Below are 19,600 nucleotides of genomic sequence, written 5' to 3' on the forward strand. Positions count from 1 at the left end.
TGAACTAAAATACCTATATTATGCTGCTGCGCGGCCATTGGTCTTAGCAGTATTTTCCCCGCCAAGAACGGCAAGGAGCTTGCGCCTGATATTGCCCTGTCGGGTTGCGTTTGAAATCTTGTGCCCGACGAGATCGGTTACATAGAAACTGTCGATCACCTTTTCGCCGAAAGTGGTGATGTGAGCCGAAGCAATATCCAGCGAAAGGTCAGAAATAAGGCCGGTCAGTTCTGAAAGAAGGCCGGGGCGATCAAGCCCTTCCACTTCGATGACGGTGAACTTGTCCGAGAGCGTGTTGTTGATCTCCACATGAGGCTCCACCTTGAAGGCTTTGGCGCCTTTCTTGGGCTTGGTGCGTTTGGCAAGAACATCGGGCAAATGAGATTTGCCGGAAAGCACGTCTTCGATCACCTTGCCCACGCGCTCGGCGCGTCTGCGCTCATCTTCGTCCGTGTCGAATTCGCGACTGATCAGGATTGTATCAAGCGCGCGACCGTCGCCTGTGGTGAAGATCTGCGCATCGACAATGTTGCCGCCAGCCGCCGCGCAAGCGCCGGTAATAATCGACAGCAGGCGTGGATGATCGGGGGCGAGCACAGTGATTTCCGTGACTGCTTCAAAGGTGTGCGGCTTGGCCATCGTGGCAAGCGCGCGACCGTTGCGGTCGGTTTCCCTTATGAAATGGGCGTGGCGTACCTGATCGTCGAGACTGACGGTCAGGAAATAGTTGGTGTAATGCAGACCAAGATAAGCATCACGTTCTGCCGCTGGCCAGTCGGATAATTTGTCTGCCAATGCTGCGCGCGCCTGCCGGTCACGATCAGCGCGTGGCAATTCGGAGAAGCCGCCCGTCAGAACGAGTTCTGTTTCATAGAAAAGGGTACGCAGAAGCTGACCTTTCCAACCATTCCAGACGCCGGGGCCAACGCCCTTGATGTCACAGACGGTCAGAATGAGCAAAAGCTTCAGCCGCTCCATCGTCTGAACAGTATCGGCAAAGTCGACAATCGTTTTGCGATCATTGAGATCGCGAGACTGCGCAACCATGCTCATGGTCAGATGCTCGCGCACCAGCCATTCCACGGTTTCGGTTTCGGATGCAGACAGGCCGAAGCGCGGGCAGAGCCTGCGGGCAATGCGGGCACCGGCGATGGAATGATCCTCTGGTCGACCTTTGGCGATGTCATGGAGCAGAATGGCCACATAAAGCAGAACACGGTCACGCTTCATGGTGGTAACGAGATGATTGGCCAGTGGGTGCTCGTTTTCGAGCTCCCCGTGCTCGATTTCAGACATGACCTGAATGCAGCGGAGCAGATGTTCATCCACTGTATAGTGGTGGTACATGTTGAACTGCATCATCGCGACGATTTTGCCAAAATCCGGGATGAACTTACCCAGTACGCCAGATTCATTCATGCGGCGCAGGATCAATTCCGGATTGCGCGGCGAGGTCAGCACTTCCAGAAACAGGCGATTGGCTTCTGCGTTCTCGCGCAGTTCTCCGTTGATGAGCTTTAGCGAACGGGTAAGCTGTTGCATCGCATCGGGATGAAATTCCAGTCCATGCTTGTCCGCAAGATGGAAGATACGGATGATATTGACGGGGTCGCGTTTGAAGACGTCGGGATCGGCAATATTAATGCGATGATTCTCGGAGATGAAATCTCCGCTTGCTGAAAGCTTACGTTTGCGGCGCGAGAAGGTGAGGAAGATGCGGTTGAAGCCCGGCACATGCTTGGCTTGTTCTTCTTCGAGCGCCGCACAGAGAATGCGGGTCAGATCGCCAACATCCTTGGCGACAAGGAAGTAATGCTTCATGAAGCGTTCGACATAGTTCTGGCCCGGATGCGCGGTGTAGCCAAGGCGCTGCGCAATTTCCGGCTGGATATCGAAGGAAAGGCGTTCTTCGGCTTTAAGCGTTGCAAAATGCATATGGCAACGCACAGCCCAAAGGAAGTCTTCGGCCTTGTTGAAAAGGCGCAATTCGGCTCGCGAAAGAACACCGAGCTTGACCAGCTCTTCCTTGCTTTTGACGCGATAGAAATATTTGGCGATCCAGAACAACGTGTGCAGATCGCGCTGGCCGCCTTTGCCTTCCTTGACATTGGGCTCAACCAGATAGCGTGTTTCACCCGCTTTTTTATGGCGATTATCGCGCTCGGCAAGCTTGGCCTGAATGAATTCAGGACCGGTATCCTTGACCACCTCTTCGTCAAAACGCGTGACGAGCGAATTGAACAGATCGCGGTTGCCGATAATGAAACGTGCGTCCAGAATGGCTGTGCGAATGGTCATGTCTTCGCGCGAAAGACGAATACATTCGTCGATATTGCGTGTCGAATGGCCGACTTTCAGCCCCATATCCCAAAGCATGTAGAGCATATATTCGGCGACCTGTTCGCCCCATGGAGTCTGCTTATAGGGCAACAGGAACAAAAGATCGATATCGGAACCCGGAGCAAGTCCGCCGCGCCCATAGCCACCAACAGCGACAATCGCCATGTTTTCAGCTTTTGATGGGTTCGTCATCGGGTAGGCTTTGGTGCTAGCAAACTCGAACAACGCGCTGATAAGCGTGTCCATGAGATAGGACAGACGTCGCACACAAAGCGTGCCGCCGCCATCTTTCATCAGCAGGCTTTCCGCATTGGCACGACCGCGTATCAGAGCATCCTTAAGCGCTTGCAGCACGACTTTGCGCACGGATGGGCTTGTGTAGCTCTCATCTGTGGAGTCAGCCAGTTCGTTCAGCTTGCGGCGAAGTGTTTCGGGATTCACGATTTCTTCAAGCTTCAGGTCGTGTGCGCTCATGCGGCTTTGATGTCCGGCTTGCAGGGAAGGATTTGCGGTCATCATCCTATAGCCGGTTTTAGATATGGTGAACATACTCTCGCTTGTCGCGGAAAAGTGTGTGGGCGCTTCAAACGAAAAGGCCGGGCATTGCCCGGCCTTTTCCATGTGTTGGTCGTCTGCTTAGCTGGTTGCGTTATAGGCCGCGATTGCTGCCATATTGACGATGTCGGTATCTTTTGCGCCGATATTGACAATCTGCGCTGGCTTATCGAGACCGACGAGCAGCGGGCCAATGATGGTAGCACCTCCCAGCTCCTGCAGCATATTGGCAGCAATCGAAGCCGAATGATTGTCGGGCGTGACGATGACATTGGCCGGACCCGACAGGCGGATGAAAGGATACCGGTCCATCAGCTTCGGGTTGAGAGCCACATCCGCACTCATTTCGCCGTCGAATTCAAAATCAACATGACGTGTGTTGAGAATACGAACTGCTTCCTGAATGCGTGCCGAGCTTTCGCCGACCATATGACCGAAGGTCGAGAACGCTGTCAGTGCCACGCGCGGCACATAGCCCATGCGGCGTGCCATGCCCGCCGCCTCGACGGCGATATCGGCAAGTTCTTCGGCTGTTGGCTGTTCGTGCACGGCAGTGTCTGCGATGAAGACTGTGCGCCCACGGCAGAGCGCGATGGAAACACCCACCAGACGGTGGCCGGGCTTTGAATCGATCACGCGGCGCACATCTTCTAGGCCGGTTGCGTAGTTACGGGTGATCCCCGTTACCATGCCATCGGCATCGCCCAGTGCCACCATGCAGGCCGCAAAATGATTGCGGTCATTGTTGATCAGGCGGTGGCAGTCACGGGTCAGATAGCCTTTGCGCTGCAGCTTCTCATAGAGATAATCGGCATAGACCGTATTGCGGCTCGAAAGACGCGCATTGATAACCTCGATGCCCGGACGATCAAGATCAAGACCAGCCGCTTTTGCGGTTTCTGCAACGCGTTCCTCACGGCCAACAAGAATGGCTGTGCCAAGCCCCTGATTAACGTAGGAAACAGCGGCACGCATCACTTGCTCTTCTTCGCCTTCGGCAAAGACGATGCGTTTTGGCTGGCGGCGCACGCGCTCATAAATGCCGCGCAATGTTGATGCAATCGGATCACGACGCGCCAGCAGTTCGCGCTTGTAGCCTTCAAGATCGTCAATCGCGCGACCGGCAACACCGGTTTCCATTGCAGCCTTGGCGACAGCAGCCGAAACCGTCGCCAGCAGGCGCGGATCAAATGGCACCGGAATGATATATTGCGGACCGAAGCGCGGACGGCTGCCCTGATAAGCGGCAACCACGTCGTCCGGCACGTCTTCGCGGGCGAGCTCCGCGATTGCATAGACAGCTGCAATCTTCATCTCGTCGTTAATCGTGGTGGCACGAACATCGAGTGCGCCACGGAAAATATACGGGAAGCCCAGCACATTATTGACCTGGTTCGGATAGTCCGAGCGGCCAGTAGCAACGATTGCGTCATCACGCACTTCTGCCACGTCTTCCGGGGTTACTTCCGGGTCCGGATTGGCCATTGCAAAGATGATCGGATTTGGTGCCATCGAGCGCACCATTTCCTTGGTCAGTGCGCCCTTGGCCGAAACGCCGAAGAAGATGTCGGCGTCTTTCATCGCATCTTCGAGCGTGCGCTTGGAAGTCTTGATGGCATGGGCCGACTTCCACTGGTTCATACCTTCTTCGCGGCCCTGATAGACGACGCCCTTGGTGTCGCAGAGCGTGACGTTTTCAGCCGGAAAACCGATGGCTTTGATGAGTTCGATACAGGCAATGCCAGCAGAACCTGCGCCATTACAGACGAGCTTGGTGTTCTTGATGTCGCGGCCCGTCAGATGCAGCGCATTGATCATGCCCGCTGCGGCAATGATTGCCGTACCATGCTGGTCATCGTGGAAAACCGGAATATCCATCACTTCGCGCAGGCGCTGTTCGATAATGAAGCAGTCCGGTGCCTTGATGTCTTCGAGATTGATGCCGCCGAAAGAAGGACCGAGATAGCGCACCGCATTGATGAATTCATCAATGTTGGTCGTATCGACTTCCAAATCGATGGAATCCACATCCGCAAAGCGCTTGAAGAGGACAGCCTTGCCCTCCATGACGGGTTTGGATGCAAGCGCACCCAGATTGCCGAGGCCGAGGATCGCCGTGCCGTTGGAGATAACCGCGACGAGGTTGCCCTTGGCGGTATAATCATAGGCGAGAGCAGGATCTTCCGCGATGGCCTTGACCGGCACCGCGACGCCGGGTGAATAGGCAAGCGACAGGTCGCGTTGCGTCGTCATGGGCTTGGTGGGGTTGATTTCCAGCTTGCCCGGGCGGCCCTGAGCGTGAAAGTCGAGCGCTTCCTTCTCACTGGCTGTGGGTGTGCGTTCTGGCGTGTTGCCCTTCGGCGTCGAGGCTGGCATGTTCCCTCCGGGTTCATCTGCGGGACAAATTCGATAACGCCAGTGATGCACGGTGTAAACAGTGCATATTGGAACAGATGTTGATCCAAAAGTGATGAGTTGTGAAACTTTATGACTTTAAACGATTTAAATGAGCAATAAACGAAGGCTTCAGTATGGAATCGAAAGCAGGCGACAATAACCCACAGGCAGATGAAAGCGCTGTGCAGGAAACCGCTGTTCGCCTCACGCCCATGATGGAGCAATATATCGAGATCAAAGCCGCGAATGTTGATTCGCTGCTCTTCTATCGCATGGGCGATTTCTACGAGCTGTTCTTCGATGATGCGGTGGAAGCGTCACGCGCGCTGGGCATTACGCTCACCAAACGTGGTAAGCACCTGGGCGAAGACATTCCAATGTGTGGTGTGCCGTTCCACGCATCCGATGACTATTTGCAGAAGCTGATTGCCAAGGGCTATCGGGTCGCCGTCTGTGAGCAGGTCGAAGATCCGGCCGAAGCGAAGAAGCGTGGCTCGAAATCGGTCGTTCGCCGTGACGTGATCCGGCTGGTAACGCCCGGCACGATCACCGAAGAAAAGCTGCTTGACCCGTCCGAGGCAAACTTCCTTATGACGCTCGGCCGCACCAAAGGTGATGGCGCGCTGGCACTCGCCTGGATCGACATTTCAACAGGCACTTTCCGTGTCGCCGAAACAGCCGAAGACCGGCTTTTTGCCGATATCATGCGTGTCGACCCGCGTGAGCTGATCGTGGCCGACACAGCATTCCATGATGCAGATCTTCGTCCTGTTTTTGATCTGATCGGCAAAGCTGTGTCTCCGCAGCCTGCAACGCTGTTTGACAGTGGGGCAGCAGAGGCGCGCATTCAGCGCTATTTCAATGTCGCGACACTGGATGGTTTTGGTCAGTTCAGCCGTTCTGAGCTTTCGGCCATTTCCGGTGCGATTGCCTATATCGAAAAGACGCAGATTTCAGAGCGTCCGCCTTTGATGCGACCTGAACGCGAGCAGGAAGGCGGCACGATTTTCATCGATCCCGCCACCCGTGCCAGTCTTGAACTGGCACGTACCATGTCCGGCAATCGCGAAGGCAGTCTACTGAAAGCGATTGATCGAACCGTGACCGGTGGCGGCGCGCGTCTTCTTGCCGAACGTCTGACAGCGCCGCTTACGAACCCGGCAGAAATCGCGCTGCGCCATGATTCCGTTTCATGGTTCCTGCGCGAACAATCGCTCTCCGACGCGATGCGGCTTGAACTTAAAGGCGTGCCTGATATGCCGCGTGCGCTCTCGCGTCTGGCGGTCGGTCGCGGTGGTCCGCGCGATCTGGGTGCCCTGCAGCGCGGCTTTGAAGCAGCCAGTGGCATTGGCTCGCTTCTCGAAGGCGCACTTCTGCCTGATGAACTCCGCTCTGCCTGTGACGCGATTGAGACAATACCGGCAAGCTTTGCAGCCCATCTCGATCGGACCCTGGCCGATGAAATGCCGCTTTTGAAGCGCGACGGTGGTTTCGTGCGTCAGGGCTACAACACAGAGCTCGACGAGATGCGTGCGCTGCGCGATCAGTCTCGCCGCGTGATAGCCGGACTTCAGGCGGATTATATCGAGGAAACCGGAATCAAATCGCTGAAAATCAAGCATAATAATGTGCTTGGTTATTTCATTGAGGTGACGGCGAATAATTCTGGCGCAATGACCGACACAGATGCTGCCAAGGGCCGTTTCATCCATCGGCAGACAATGGCGAACGCCATGCGCTTCACCACCACGGAACTGGCGGCACTTGAAAGCAAGATCGCTAATGCGGCTGACCGGGCGTTGTCGATAGAATTGGCAATTTTCGAGGAACTCACTGCGGAAGCAGTCAGCCACGCGGATAGCATCCGTGCTGCCGCAGCGGCACTCAGCGTGTTTGATGTTTCCGCTTCTCTTGCTGTTCTTGCCGATGAGCAGGGCTATTGCCGCCCGCTGGTCGATGACAGCCTGTCATTCAACATCATCGCCGGTCGCCATCCGGTGGTCGAACAGGCGTTGCGCCGTCAGGCGGCCAATCCTTTTGTGGCCAATGATTGCGATCTTTCTCCACAATCAGACGGGGGTAATGGTGCGATCTGGCTGCTTACCGGTCCCAATATGGGCGGTAAATCGACATTCCTGCGCCAGAATGCGCTGATCGCGATCATGGCGCAGATGGGATCGTTTGTGCCTGCGGGTTCCGCACAGATCGGTGTGGTGGACAGGCTGTTCAGCCGCGTCGGTGCATCGGATGATCTGGCGCGGGGCCGTTCGACCTTCATGGTGGAAATGGTCGAAACAGCGGCCATTCTCAATCAGGCAGGCGAACGTTCACTGGTCATTCTCGATGAGATTGGTCGTGGAACGGCAACCTTTGACGGGCTTTCCATTGCGTGGGCGGCCGTGGAATATCTGCATGAAAAAAACCGCTGCCGCGCACTTTTTGCCACGCATTTCCATGAAATGACGGCGCTGTCGGAAAAGCTCGACCGGCTGTCCAATGTCACCATGCGGGTCAAGGAATGGGACAATGACGTTGTCTTCCTGCATGAAGTGGCAAAGGGTGCAGCTGATCGGTCATACGGTGTGCAGGTTGCGCGCCTTGCCGGTCTGCCTGAAGCTGTCGTCAATCGCGCGCGCGATGTTTTGCATCAGCTTGAAGCTGGTGAAACATCAGGCAAAGCCGACAAACTGATCGACGATCTGCCACTGTTTTCCGTTGTGCTTCAACAAGAGAAGCCAAAGCCACGGGGCGCCGCAAAGGATAGCGAATTGGGGAAGGCCATTGCGGCGATCAGCCCGGATGAGCTAACGCCGCGTGAGGCGCTTGAGCTGATTTATAAGCTGAAAGAGCTGGCAGGCAGGGCATGAAGTTAGAAAGGCGAAGCTGGTGCTTCGCCTTTTCTTTTATACGAACCTATTCGCGTCAGCGCCGTAATAGGTGATGTAACGGCTGGAAATGCGCTCAATCGGCAGGATGATGAACACATCCGTGGTACCGAAGGCTTCATCGATCACCGCGCCATCGCCGATCATCGCGCCGAGGCGCAGATAGCCTTTCACCAGTGGCGGCATCGAGAAGAGTGCAACCTTGGTGTTGATCGCTTCCTTTGGCATCAAGTCCATCGGCTGATAGCGATGCGGCAGCGCGCGTACATCCCAGTCAGGTGTTGCACGGCAGTTCTGGTGCAAGAAGGACAGGCCCAGAGCATGTGCGGCAGGCACAGCACCGTGGAACGACGCACAGCCAAACATCACGTCAATGGAATGACGGCGGCAATAGGCCCATGCCCCTTGCCACAAAAGCTCGACCGTGCGCTTGGAGCGGTATTCTGCCTTAACACAGGAGCGACCAAGTTCAAGAAGCTTGAGGTTTGGACGTGAAAGCGCCAGACGCTGCACGTCATATTCATCGGCCGAGTAGAAACCGAGCGCCTTTTCAGCCTGATCGCTGCGCATCAGGCGATAGGTACCTACGATTTGCTGATGCTCGGGAACCGGCAACGAGGTATCATAAACCAGAAGATGATCGCAGATGGCATCGAAGCGATCAGAATCGCGAAGTTCTACTTCTTCGATGGTTTCCTTGCGTGCGCCCATTTCTTCAAAGAAGACGCGGAACCGCAGTTCCTGCGCGGCGTCAATCGCATCGCGAGAATTTGCAAGTCGTACTTCCAGTGACCCGATACGCCCCAGAACAATGGGGTCGCTTGCGGATGTGAAGAGCGTTGGTTGTGCTTCTATGCCCGACATGACCGTATCATCAATGATTTGCTGGCCCATTCCAAGCAGTACTGACATGATGATTCGCTCCTGATCCTGTTGTTCACGCATTCCTGAACGGTTTTCCGACTGATATTTCAGCTGGAGCTAACCAATTCCGATTCTCTTACGGTCTGGTTGCGTGGACATGACGTCCAATCTGACCGCAGCAATACAGATTCAGTGCTACGCGAGGATGACAGAACCGTGTCACCAATGTGTCATTTGGGGTGGGTGAAGCTTATCCCCTTCAAAAATCAGTTAAATTTCATAGTCAAAATAGGGGAAAGCTTGAGTCTGATCAAGCGTTTCGGATTGGGGGCAAAAAAGAGCTCTAGCGCGCCGCCCGCTCGCGTCGCCAACCGAGAAACTCTTCCAGAATGATAAGCGCTGCACCAATGGTGATAAAGGTATCAGCCAGATTGAAAACGGCGAATGACCATGTCGGCAGATGGAACAGAATGTAATCGACCACATAGCCATGCATGACACGATCGATGAGGTTGCCAATGGCACCGCCGACCACAAGCGCAAATCCATAGCGCGCAAAGATGCGTTCAGACGGGTTTGTCCACCAGAGGTAGAGCACAAAAAGGATGACGGCTGCGGTGATCGCGACCAGGCCCCAGTCATGCAGCCATGCCAGCATTGAGAAGGCGATGCCTTCATTGTGTGTGCGGAACAGCGCGAGGAATGGCAGCAGATCAATCTGCTGCCCATAGCCCATACGGGTTTCGACCAGAAACTTGACGCCCTGATCGATCAGGACTGCGATAATGACTACGAGAAACGAGGACAAAACCGCATGACGCTTCATCCGCTGGCTCTTTCATCGAGAGTGAGTGCCTCGCGGCGAATTTCATAAAGCATGACGCCGGTTGCAATCGCCAGATTGAGCGAGTCTGCACGGCCAGCCTGCGGGATGCGTGCGAGCTTGTCGCATGTCTCTGCCAGAGCATCCGGCAGGCCTTGCTGCTCATTGCCCATCATCAATATGACTGGCTTCTTGGCATAAGGAATGGTGCGATAATCGACAGCACCTTTAAGATGCGTGCCGACGATGAGGCCGGAAAAGCCCTTGCGCCAGTTGAGAAACTCGGTTTCCGTCACCTTATAAAGCGGCACCGAGAAGACCGATCCCATCGTGGCGCGAACGGTTTCCAGCGAATAGGGGTCGGTGGTGTCGCCGATCAGGATCACGCCTTTTGCCCCGACTGCATCAGCCGTGCGGATAACTGTGCCCAAGTTTCCCGGATCGCGCACGCGGTCGAGCGCGATGTAAACATCGTTGCCCTTTGGCTTGAGGCTTGAAAGCTGCTGATACTGCTGCTCGAAAACGCCAACCACCATCTGCGGATTATCGCGGCGAGTGATGGCAGCCATGATCTTTTCGGTTACTTCCAGCACCAGTCCGCCCTTGGCGAAGGTCCGCGCTGCAACCTGCTCGACCATTTTGTTGCCCTTGCCGGACTTGGCAAACACAAGCGTCTTGATGCGCCAGTCCTGTTCAAAGGCATCAATGACGAGCTTCAGGCCTTCTGCCAGAAACACGCCCTGCTGATCGCGGAATTTTTTAAGCGCAAGCGAGCGCAGATCTTTGACAATCGGATTGGTGAGGCTTGTGACTTCCTTCACCTGACCTACACGTGATCCGGTTGGATGATTGCCGCTTCTGGAGAAATCGTCGTTTCGGCTCATTTTGCTACCCAGCGGCTGAACATGGATGTGGAAAGCGCACGCTTGGCTGAGCGTTCGCGCAGAATAAGTTCACCTGATTCGACCATACCGCCAAGGCCGGTGAAACGGTCGCGGACCAGTTCGTGAATGGCGAAAAAGGAAGCGCGGATCGAATAGGCAGTCAGGATGACTGCTAAGGCGTTTGGCGTGAGGATTGAGCGACAGGTATCGACCATGGCTGGCAGATGTTCGAACAACTGCCAGACTTCTCCGTTCGGGCCGCGACCATAGGCGGGCGGATCAAGCAGGATAATGTCGTAGAAGCTTCCGCGGCGCTCTTCGCGCTGCACAAACTTCATCGCGTCTTCGCAAATCCAGCGGATTGGCTTTTCGGAAAGCCCCGCCATTTCCTGATTTTCACGCGCCCAGACGATTGCTTTCTTGGAAGCATCGACATGGGTGACTTCAGCACCTGCACGGGCTGCAACCAAGGAGGCAACACCAGTATAGCCGAACAGATTGAGCACTTTCACCGTGCGGCCCGATTTGGCTGCATTACGGATCAGCTCATCCATATAGGACCAGTGTGCTGCCTGCTCCGGGAACACACCAACATGGCGGAACGAAGTGAAACGGCCGTGAAACGAAATGCCGTCATGCTGCATCGGCCATGTTTCACCCAGAGTCTGACCGGGTTGCAGTTTCGGAAATGCCCAGCGTCCCATGCCTTCTTCATCGGTATTACCGGTAAAGACCGCGTCGGCCTTGTCCCATTCGCTTTTCGGTAGGCTCGGAAGCCAGATTGCCTGACCTTCCGGGCGCACGATGCGATAAGGGCCGTATTGTTCGAGCTTGAGACCGTCACCGCTGTCTAGCAATGCATAATCGTCCGACGGCTCGGTTTCGAGGATAACTGGCGTGCGTTCGCCGGGACGCTCGCCTTCGTAAGCTTTGATCTCACGCAGAGGCGCCGCAATATGCTTTTCTTCAGCAGGTTTTACAGGAGTCTTGGCAAATTGCGGACGCGGCTTTTTGAAGAACGAGCCCTTATCGTCGGGCTTGCTTCCATGCTTGGCAGCCGAGCGCGGCTCATCATGCTTTGCGCGACCGAAGCCACGCTGCTCTTTATTGCCTGTCGGCTTTTTGCCTTTTCCTTTTGGCGCCTTCACCCGAAACTCCGCTTATTATTTGGCCTGTAGGTAGGCCAAATAATGCAGGAACGAAAGTGAAAAAGAAAAAGTGCTGCTATCAGGCTTTGGAAACCGTGCTCGGCACATGGCGCTTTTCCGCCGATTCCGCACGTTCCAGAAGCTCAGATGCTTCTTTTTTATAGCGGCGTTCCCGGCGGCGATGCTTGCCTTGCGTTAGCCATGTAACGGCAGCGCCGATCAAAGCGCCAAGGATAAGCGCGCCAAACAGCCAGATAAACAGCGGTGCCTGATAGGTCAGCGCAGGATTGCCGGGATTGAATGGATCAATTGTCAGGCCAACCGTTTCCCGGTTGGCGACCGAAAGAGCGATCAGAATGACCGCCAATGGCACCAGAATGACAATTGTTACAACGCGCTTTGCCACCATGACGATCGATCAGATGGCGCCGTTGAGACGGTCGCGGAGTTCTTTGCCGGTCTTGAAGAACGGCACCCACTTTTCTTCAACGTCTACCGTATCGCCCGTCCGTGGATTGCGACCGCTGCGTGCTGGACGGTTTTTCACAGAGAAAGCGCCAAAGCCGCGTAATTCCACGCGATTGCCATCAGCAAGGGCATTGGTGATCTCTTCAAAAACCGCGCCAACGATGTTTTCGACATCGCGCTGGAAAAGATGCGGATTACGGCTGGCGATAACCTGAACGAGTTCCGATTTAATCACGGCTTTAAACCCCTGTGTTTATATCTGTCCGGTGAAAGACTCATTTATTTGCCGGGGTGATGCCCGGCGTTCCGTCAACGTGCCAAACCGAAAGAAGTCCGTCAAGGAAGATACGATCCCTGGCGATTTCCTTCAACATGGCATCAGCCTCTTGTGGCACGCCAAGAAGACGCGCTCCGGCATGAATAATCAGATCACGCAGAGAAAAACCGGTGTCGCTGCTGACAGGCTTCCATTCAAGCTTCGGCAAATCCTTGGAAACGCCCTTGCTTGTGAGCCAGGCAACGGCCTCTTCCTCGCCGCCAAGGCCATCAATCAGCTTCTTTTCCAGCGCCTGACGTCCCGTAAAGACCGCACCATTGGCCAAAGCCAGGGCTTCTTCACGCGTGAAAGAACGCCGTTCCTGAACAATTCCGACGAACCAGTCATAGGAATCCATGATCATGTTGCGGATCATGGCTTTGGCTTCGTCGCTTGCCGGACTGAAATAGTTCGGTTCTGCCTTCAATGGCGACGATTTGATGGTTTCAACTTTTACGCCAATGGTGTCGAGAAGTTTGGAAAGATCGGGATACTGGAACAACACGCCAATCGAGCCGACAATCGACGTTTGACGCGCCACAATGTGGTCTGATGCGCTGGCAATCATATAGCCAGCCGATGCTGCAAGTGTCCCGACCTGAGTTACGACCGGCTTCTTTTTGGCAATTTTCCGTACTGCTTCGTAGATTGATTCGCCCCCGACCGTGGTTCCGCCGGGTGAATCGAGGATCAGGATCACGCCCTTGACTGCATCATCATCGGCGATCTTGTTAAGACGCTTCAACAATTCTTCATTTTCGAAGATCGTGCCTTCGATGCGAACCTTCGCGACGTGCGGCGTTGCATAATTGGTGCCTCTCATGGAATAGGAAGCGACTCCTGCAATCAGGGCCGCCAGCAAAAGCAGAAAAGCGATGCGCCAAACTGTGAGCTTTCTGCGCAGCTTGCGTCTTTCGATCAGTGCTTCGGCGTCCTGAGCCATCCTCATCCATCCATTTCTTCAAAACGAAGTGCAGTCGATGTTCTTTAATCTATGACCGGCGAGAGGGGAAGGCTGCAAGCTCCCTCGATGATTTTGCTTGGAACTTGCCAAGACTATAATCAAAATCAGTTGTATGTTAACAATGAAGTGATCGGCGCTTTGTTGCTAAAGGACTGAAGAAAAGCCAGTTTTTGGTGTTTCCGCAGTGTTCATGTCATTTTTGCATGGCAGGTGCGGTGTTTTGTGACGTGTATTAGACTTGAGTGTCAGGGTATTGCACCCCAAATAAACCGCATTGAGCCAAGATAGCACTGCATGAAAAAGTTTCTTGCTTGATGCTTCTGTAAACAGTTGAGCAATAAAGCGACATTAAAAACTGCCGGATAATAGCCGACAATAGCCGACAATAGATTGAGTAATCGAAAGACAAAATGAGCGCTGACACACCACATATCCATGCTTCGCAGGGTTCCGCTTCCGCGGCGTCCAACGGCGGTGGCATGCATTTTGGAGCGTCTGAAAAGGCAGCTTCGCTTTTTAAAGCTGCACAGCGTCATTCGATCCGCGTGCGTGTTCTTAAAACTGCTTTGCCTGTTGCTGCAATTGCACTTGCTGCTGTCTTTTCCTGGTACACGTTTCTGGCCACACCGGCCGCTCCTGTGAAGGTCGAAGTGAATAACGGCGGCGAGAGTGGCAAGCTTGTGATGAGCAATCCACAGCTCAACGGTTATACCAAAGACAATCGTCCTTACTCGATGGTTGCGGCAAAGGCCGTGCAGGACGCCAAAAACAGTGGCGCAATTGCGCTTGAAGGCATTTCTGCCGAGTTGCCGGTTGGTGACAATGGTAGCGCCAAGGTAGAGGCTGCTTCCGGCGTTTATGATAATGCGAACGGCCGTTTGCAACTTGATAAGGATTTTACTGTTACGACGAATGAAGGCTTGCATGCCGTCATGCGCTCTGCGGATGTCAATCTGAAGAGCGGTCAGATTACGACGGACAAGCCTGTCGATATTCGTAACGGCAGCACGCAGATCAGTGCTGACAGCATGCAGATCAAGGAGAACGGCAAGATCGTGATCTTTGAAAACAAGGTGCGCGTTGTGATTGACGGCGGCGCAGTTTCGGGCAACAACACGCCCTGAATTAAAGCTGTAAAGCGCATGCGCTTTGACAGCTATTGTCTGACGCAGGTTCTGCGGGCTTCGTTTTCTTTTCTGCGCAGTCAGATATTTCTATCTGGCTGCGTTAAGTTTAAGATCGGGGTCGAATGATTATGGCTTGAGGTGTAGGTCTGAAAGGTTGATAGACTTTTCGGGCAGATTTATGCGTCGGGCAGGGATTTGATGTGCTCGACCTGATTCCTGAAACAGGAAGTGTAGGGGAGCTGGAGAGTAATGGAACGCGAGACGGGCAAGATGAACAAGAGCATGAAGACCCGCACTTTGCGGATGGGATTTGCAGCTTTGGCGCTTGGCCTCGTTGTTGCGCCGCTCTCCGCTCTGGCCCAGGACAGCCAGCAGGTGCCATTTGGCAGCCTCAAGCTTTCTGGTGGCAAGGATCCGATCAAGATCGACGCTGACAAGCTCGAAATGCTCGACAAGGAAGGCAAGGCCATCTTCACCGGCAATGTCTCCGTGGTGCAGGGCGACGCGCTTTTGAAGTCCGGCAAGATGATCGTTTATTACAACAAGGATTCGCAGGGTGAAGGCGGTCAGGCTGCTGGTGGTACTGCTGGTCTGAGTGGGTCCGGTATTGATCGTCTCGAAATCAGCGGCAAGGTTTACCTCAAGTCTGGCACTCAGGTCGCAACCGGTGACACTGGAAACTATGATGGCAAGAGCCAGGTCATGGTCTTGCAGGGCCAGAAGGTTGTGCTGACCGACGGTGATAATGTTGCGACCGGCTGCAAGCTCACGGCCAATATGAGCACCGGCAAGGCTTTCCTTGAAAGCTGCAAGGGTCAGAGCAAGGGCCGTGTATCCATTATTATGGCGCCGCAGGATCAACAGAAGCAGGGCGGTGCTGCGCCCAAATCGAATTAACCGGAGCGCGCGTGGGATTGTTCTGGAACAAGAAAGCCGACGAGCAGCAAGGCATGTCTGACAATGCAGCCGTTCTTGAGGGTGCGGATGGTATGATGCCATCGCAGCCCGGCAAAGCGACCCGTCTCAAAGGGACGCTGGTTGCTCGTGGCCTTTGCAAAAGTTATCGCGGACGACAGGTCGTCAACGGTGTGTCGTTTGGAGTGCGCGCTGGCGAAGCTGTGGGTATTCTTGGTCCAAACGGTGCCGGTAAGACAACCTGTTTCTACATGGTGACAGGCCTTGTTCCCGCTGATGCGGGTGCCATTGAAATCGATGGTTACGACGTAACATCGATGCCGATGTACCGCCGCTCACGTCTTGGTATTGGCTATCTGCCGCAGGAAGCATCGATTTTTCGCGGTCTTTCGGTTGAGAATAACATCAAGGCCGTGCTGGAAGTCGTCGAAAAAGACCGCAAGAAGCGGGCTACCGAACTCGACGCGCTCCTTGAAGAATTTCATATCGCGCATCTGCGCAAGGCCCCGGCCATCTCCCTTTCGGGTGGTGAACGTCGTCGTCTGGAAATCGCGCGTGCGCTGGCATCGCGCCCGAATTTCATGCTGCTCGACGAACCCTTCGCCGGTGTTGACCCGATTGCCGTTTCTGACATCCAGCAACTTGTGCGTCATCTGACCAGCCGTGGTATTGGCGTTCTTATCACTGACCATAATGTTCGTGAAACGCTCGGTCTGATCGACCGCGCTTACATTATTCATGCTGGTCAGGTTCTGACGCATGGTCGTCCTGCTGAAATCGTCGCCAACCCAGACGTTCGCAGACTTTACCTCGGCGATCAGTTTACGCTCTGATTTTTCGGATTTCCGCAGATTTGCGGAAACCGCTTTCCTTTTTCCCATATAAGCCGCGACGACTGCCTCAACAGTCGCCACATTCTTGCGACTATTTTCCCCTTTTCATGAAAAAATGCACATTCAGAATTGACAAGCAAGGTTCATACCAGTTTTGATGTCTTGCACGCTTTAATTGAAAACAATTCAGGAACAAGCGGTTTGCCAGCTTAAAATATGCTGTCAGGGAAGTGGGGGAATAAAATAACGCATGGCCCTTTCGCCGAAGCTTGATTTTCGCCAGTCGCAATCGCTGGTGATGACGCCTCAACTGATGCAGTCGATCAAGCTGCTGCAGATGACGCATATCGAGCTGGACCAGTTTATTGATCTCGAGATTGAAAAGAATCCGCTGCTGGACAGAATAGAGGCAGCGAATGATGATTTTGCAGACGCTGAGCCCCAGAGTCAGAGTGAGCGCGAGAGCGACGATGCAGGCACATCAGACGCATCTGCGGATGAAGACTGGTTCAAAACCGGGGCTGTCGATGATGCACAAAATCTCTCTTCGACATTCGATAGTTCGCTTGAAAATATCTTTCCCGATGATCCCGGTCGCAGCGACGATGCACATGTCGACCTGGCTGCACAGTGGAACACCTCCGCTGGCGAGACATATAGTGCGGGCGGCAGCTACGACATAGATCAGGTAACGGCAAGCCGTGTATCGCTGAGCGAACATGTCGCCGAGCAAATAGCGCTGACGTTTTCCACACCGGCTGATCGCTTTATCGCAACGGCCTTGGCAGATGCGCTGGATGAAAGCGGTTATCTGCGCGCTGATGTCTCTTTGCTTGCGCAGAATCTCGGCGTTGAAACCGTACATGTCGAACGCATTCTGCGTGAAATGCAAAGCTTTGATCCGGCGGGGCTTTTCGCGCGCGATCTGCGTGAGTGCCTGGCAATTCAGCTCCGTCTCAAGGACCGGTTTGATCCGGCCATGGAAGCGCTCATCGATAATCTTGATCTGCTTGCGCGCCGTGATTTCGCAACGCTTAAAAAGCTTTGCGGTGTCGATCAGTCCGACATTCTCGACATGCTGACCGAGATCAGAATGCTTGATCCCAAGCCTGGAACCCAGTTCGAGGTTTCGGTTGCTGATGTGATCATTCCCGATGTGCTGGTTGCCGCAGCGCGCGATGGAACCTGGGGGATCGAGCTTAACCCGGCAGCCCAGCCGCGTCTTATCGTGAACAACGAATATTATGCAGAAGTGAACACTTCGATTAAAGGCGAGGAAAAGACATTTCTGTCTGATTGCATGCAATCGGCCAACTGGCTGGTGCGCAGCCTCGATCAGCGGGCGCGTACGATCCTGAAAGTGACGCAGGAAATCGTGCGTCAGCAGGACGGGTTCCTCAGACACGGCGTCACCCACCTCAAGCCGTTGAATCTGCGCACCGTTGCCGATGCCGTTGGTATGCATGAATCAACCATCAGCCGCGTAACAGCCAACAAATTCATGGCAACGCCGCGTGGCGTGTTTGAATTGCGCTATTTCTTCAACGCATCCATTGCCTCTTCCGAAGGTGGTGATGCCCATTCATCCGAAAGTGTGCGCCATCGTATCCGTCAGATGATCGACGCGGAAAAGCCGGATGATGTATTATCAGATGATGCAATCGTCGAAGCCTTGAAGAAGGACGGTGTGGATATTGCGCGCAGAACTGTCGCAAAATATCGGGAATCGATGAATATTGCTTCTTCAGTACAGCGCAGACGCGAGAAAAAAGCCAGATTATTGGCCCGTTGAATGATGTTTCCGCAGCATGAAGTTGCGTGCGCGCTAATATACACATTCGGAAACGACCGGATCGATACCGGTTTTTGAAACAGTATTACCCTGAACGCGTGAAATTCAATCTTATAGAGGAAATTGGGCGTATTGCATTCCTTGTTGCTGGAAGAAGGTGCAATTGACAATTGACGTTTCAGTCAATAGAAGCCCCGCTCGCATTAAGATATGCATCCGCATAGACCGGAATACCGGTGTCTGATTATTGAGCGCATCGTGAAAGGTGTGAAGTAATTTTCGGATAAGAGATGCTTAGAAACGAATAACTAGAGCGCTGACTGGATCCAATCGGATTGAGATGTGTTCTAAACGAAAGGTAAGGTAATATTTCGGGAAACGCTTCTGCGTTTCCAGCGTTACATAAAAGAACGATGTGCAGCGAGCATTCCAGGCATGTGTTGTGAAAACATATGATGGGGAAATTACTCGAATAGTCGCGATAAAGAGCGCATTCTGAACAGTGTTTCGACACTTAGTCTGAATGTGTGCAGCGGGGCTAAAATAAGCACAGGACGAAAAGCATATTTGATGCTGGTTCGCTTTGCGCTTCGCTCGCCTTATGGTTAGACTACGTCCTGTTGTGTAACGCAAATGAGGTGTACCAAATGACTCTGCGTGTATCTGGAAAGCATATGGACGTCGGTGAAGCTTTCACGGCCCGGATTATCGATCGGGTTAATGAAGCTGTCGGCAAATATTTTGATCATGGCTTTTCCGGGCAGGTAACGGTCACCAAGTCCGGATCGCGCTATAGCGCAGATTGCACTTTGCATCTCGATAGTGGTGCTACCTTGCAGAGCACCGGGGATGCACAGGACCCGCAATTGGCGTTCGATGCGGCTGCGGACAAGATTGAAACACGGTTGCGTCGTTATAAGCGCCGTTTGAAATCGCGTCCAGCGACTGCACCAAATGCGATCTATGATGATGTGGCATATCGTGTTATGGCACCGCTGCCGGAAGAAGAGGAGGACCTTCCGGTTGATTACGCACCGACTATCGTTGCGGAATCGTCTGTCGCCCTTCGCACCCTTTCGGTTGCGTCGGCGGTTGTGGAACTTGACCTGATCGAAAACCCGGTCCTGGTCTTCCGCAATGCGGGCAATGATGAAGTAAATATCGTCTACCGTCGTGCGGACGGCAATATTGGCTGGGTTGATCCATCGACGGTTACCCGCCAGGCCGCTCCCCGCGCTTGACGGCAAACCTGAAGCGCACGCAGTTTTCCGCTGTCGTGCGCTTCCCTA

At 54.0% G+C, this 19,600-nt stretch carries 15 protein-coding genes; 6 read left to right on the forward strand and 9 right to left on the reverse strand.

Annotated elements, in window-relative coordinates:
- Nucleotides 1-18: 18 nt before the first annotated feature.
- Both ACSME1_RS08035 and ACSME1_RS08040 read right to left on the reverse strand, forming a co-directional pair.
- Entirely contained in the window at nt 19-2,814 is a 2,796-nt protein-coding gene (locus tag ACSME1_RS08035) for a [protein-PII] uridylyltransferase (protein WP_100560259.1), read from the reverse strand.
- Between the two features lie 162 nt (nt 2,815-2,976).
- Nucleotides 2,977-5,271 (reverse strand): NADP-dependent malic enzyme, encoded by a 2,295-nt coding sequence (locus ACSME1_RS08040; RefSeq protein WP_100559998.1) that lies wholly within the window; start codon nt 5,269-5,271, stop codon nt 2,977-2,979.
- Nucleotides 5,272-5,426: 155 nt separating this feature from the next.
- Here ACSME1_RS08040 and mutS point away from each other — a divergent pair, with 155 nt between their 5' ends.
- Entirely contained in the window at nt 5,427-8,159 is a 2,733-nt protein-coding gene (gene mutS / locus ACSME1_RS08045) for a DNA mismatch repair protein MutS (RefSeq protein ID WP_024898174.1), read from the forward strand.
- A gap of 36 nt (nt 8,160-8,195) precedes the next feature.
- On the opposite strand, the gene ACSME1_RS08050 is transcribed toward mutS, so the two are convergent.
- The 7 genes from ACSME1_RS08050 to sppA all read right to left on the reverse strand — a co-directional run bounded on the left by ACSME1_RS08050 (nt 8,196) and on the right by sppA (nt 13,623).
- Nucleotides 8,196-9,089: a GNAT family N-acetyltransferase gene (locus tag ACSME1_RS08050; protein ID WP_024898173.1), complete on the reverse strand. Its 894-nt coding sequence runs from the start codon at nt 9,087-9,089 to the stop codon at nt 8,196-8,198.
- A 295-nt stretch (nt 9,090-9,384) separates the two neighbouring features.
- Nucleotides 9,385-9,867 carry a signal peptidase II gene (gene lspA, locus ACSME1_RS08055; protein WP_024898172.1) on the reverse strand — a complete coding sequence of 161 codons (483 nt, stop codon included), beginning with the start codon at nt 9,865-9,867 and terminating at the stop codon, nt 9,385-9,387.
- The gene (locus ACSME1_RS08060; RefSeq protein WP_024898171.1) at nt 9,864-10,748 is read right to left on the reverse strand and encodes a TrmH family RNA methyltransferase; all 885 of its coding nucleotides are present in this window, start codon (nt 10,746-10,748) and stop codon (nt 9,864-9,866) included. Before ACSME1_RS08060 ends, lspA begins: the two co-directional genes overlap by 4 nt.
- Nucleotides 10,745-11,896 (reverse strand): class I SAM-dependent methyltransferase, encoded by a 1,152-nt coding sequence (locus ACSME1_RS08065; protein WP_024898170.1) that lies wholly within the window; start codon nt 11,894-11,896, stop codon nt 10,745-10,747. The genes ACSME1_RS08060 and ACSME1_RS08065 overlap by 4 nt, the downstream gene beginning before the upstream one ends.
- A gap of 79 nt (nt 11,897-11,975) precedes the next feature.
- On the reverse strand, nt 11,976-12,305 hold the full coding sequence (locus ACSME1_RS08070) for a lipopolysaccharide assembly protein LapA domain-containing protein (protein ID WP_024898169.1): 330 nt from the start codon (nt 12,303-12,305) through the stop codon (nt 11,976-11,978).
- Nucleotides 12,306-12,314: 9 nt separating this feature from the next.
- Nucleotides 12,315-12,599, reverse strand: a complete 285-nt coding sequence (locus ACSME1_RS08075; protein WP_007873253.1) for an integration host factor subunit beta — start codon at nt 12,597-12,599, stop codon at nt 12,315-12,317.
- A 40-nt stretch (nt 12,600-12,639) separates the two neighbouring features.
- Entirely contained in the window at nt 12,640-13,623 is a 984-nt protein-coding gene (sppA, locus tag ACSME1_RS08080; protein ID WP_024898168.1) for a signal peptide peptidase SppA, read from the reverse strand.
- 431 nt (nt 13,624-14,054) lie between these two features.
- Between sppA and lptC the strand changes: the two genes are divergently transcribed.
- From lptC to hpf, 5 genes are all read left to right on the forward strand, one after another.
- Entirely contained in the window at nt 14,055-14,768 is a 714-nt protein-coding gene (gene lptC, locus ACSME1_RS08085; RefSeq protein WP_024898167.1) for an LPS export ABC transporter periplasmic protein LptC, read from the forward strand.
- Nucleotides 14,769-15,020: 252 nt separating this feature from the next.
- Nucleotides 15,021-15,668, forward strand: coding sequence for an LptA/OstA family protein (locus ACSME1_RS08090; protein WP_024898166.1), 648 nt, complete (start codon nt 15,021-15,023; stop codon nt 15,666-15,668).
- An 11-nt stretch (nt 15,669-15,679) separates the two neighbouring features.
- A complete protein-coding gene (lptB, locus tag ACSME1_RS08095) occupies nt 15,680-16,519 on the forward strand; it encodes an LPS export ABC transporter ATP-binding protein (RefSeq protein ID WP_024898165.1) in 840 nt (279 codons plus the stop codon).
- A gap of 250 nt (nt 16,520-16,769) precedes the next feature.
- Nucleotides 16,770-18,311, forward strand: coding sequence for an RNA polymerase factor sigma-54 (gene rpoN, locus ACSME1_RS08100; RefSeq protein ID WP_105705473.1), 1,542 nt, complete (start codon nt 16,770-16,772; stop codon nt 18,309-18,311).
- 647 nt (nt 18,312-18,958) lie between these two features.
- Nucleotides 18,959-19,552 (forward strand): ribosome hibernation-promoting factor, HPF/YfiA family, encoded by a 594-nt coding sequence (gene hpf, locus ACSME1_RS08105; RefSeq protein WP_024898163.1) that lies wholly within the window; start codon nt 18,959-18,961, stop codon nt 19,550-19,552.
- The last annotated feature ends 48 nt before the right edge of the window (nt 19,553-19,600 follow it).

The organism is Brucella pituitosa (genome assembly GCF_965577835.1).
Lineage (GTDB): Bacteria > Pseudomonadota > Alphaproteobacteria > Rhizobiales > Rhizobiaceae > Brucella > Brucella pituitosa.

Bases quoted from the DNA above. Each gene is read 5' to 3' on its own strand.
- ACSME1_RS08035 (WP_100560259.1), bottom strand. From the start codon at position 2,814: ATGAGCGCACACGACCTGAAGCTTGAAGAAATCGTGAATCCCGAAACA.
- ACSME1_RS08040 (WP_100559998.1), bottom strand. From the start codon at position 5,271: ATGCCAGCCTCGACGCCGAAGGGCAACACGCCAGAACGCACACCCACA.
- mutS (WP_024898174.1), top strand. From the start codon at position 5,427: ATGGAATCGAAAGCAGGCGACAATAACCCACAGGCAGATGAAAGCGCT.
- ACSME1_RS08050 (WP_024898173.1), bottom strand. From the start codon at position 9,089: ATGTCAGTACTGCTTGGAATGGGCCAGCAAATCATTGATGATACGGTC.
- lspA (WP_024898172.1), bottom strand. From the start codon at position 9,867: ATGAAGCGTCATGCGGTTTTGTCCTCGTTTCTCGTAGTCATTATCGCA.
- ACSME1_RS08060 (WP_024898171.1), bottom strand. From the start codon at position 10,748: ATGAGCCGAAACGACGATTTCTCCAGAAGCGGCAATCATCCAACCGGA.
- ACSME1_RS08070 (WP_024898169.1), bottom strand. From the start codon at position 12,305: ATGGTGGCAAAGCGCGTTGTAACAATTGTCATTCTGGTGCCATTGGCG.
- sppA (WP_024898168.1), bottom strand. From the start codon at position 13,623: ATGGCTCAGGACGCCGAAGCACTGATCGAAAGACGCAAGCTGCGCAGA.
- lptC (WP_024898167.1), top strand. From the start codon at position 14,055: ATGAGCGCTGACACACCACATATCCATGCTTCGCAGGGTTCCGCTTCC.
- ACSME1_RS08090 (WP_024898166.1), top strand. From the start codon at position 15,021: ATGGAACGCGAGACGGGCAAGATGAACAAGAGCATGAAGACCCGCACT.
- rpoN (WP_105705473.1), top strand. From the start codon at position 16,770: ATGGCCCTTTCGCCGAAGCTTGATTTTCGCCAGTCGCAATCGCTGGTG.
- hpf (WP_024898163.1), top strand. From the start codon at position 18,959: ATGACTCTGCGTGTATCTGGAAAGCATATGGACGTCGGTGAAGCTTTC.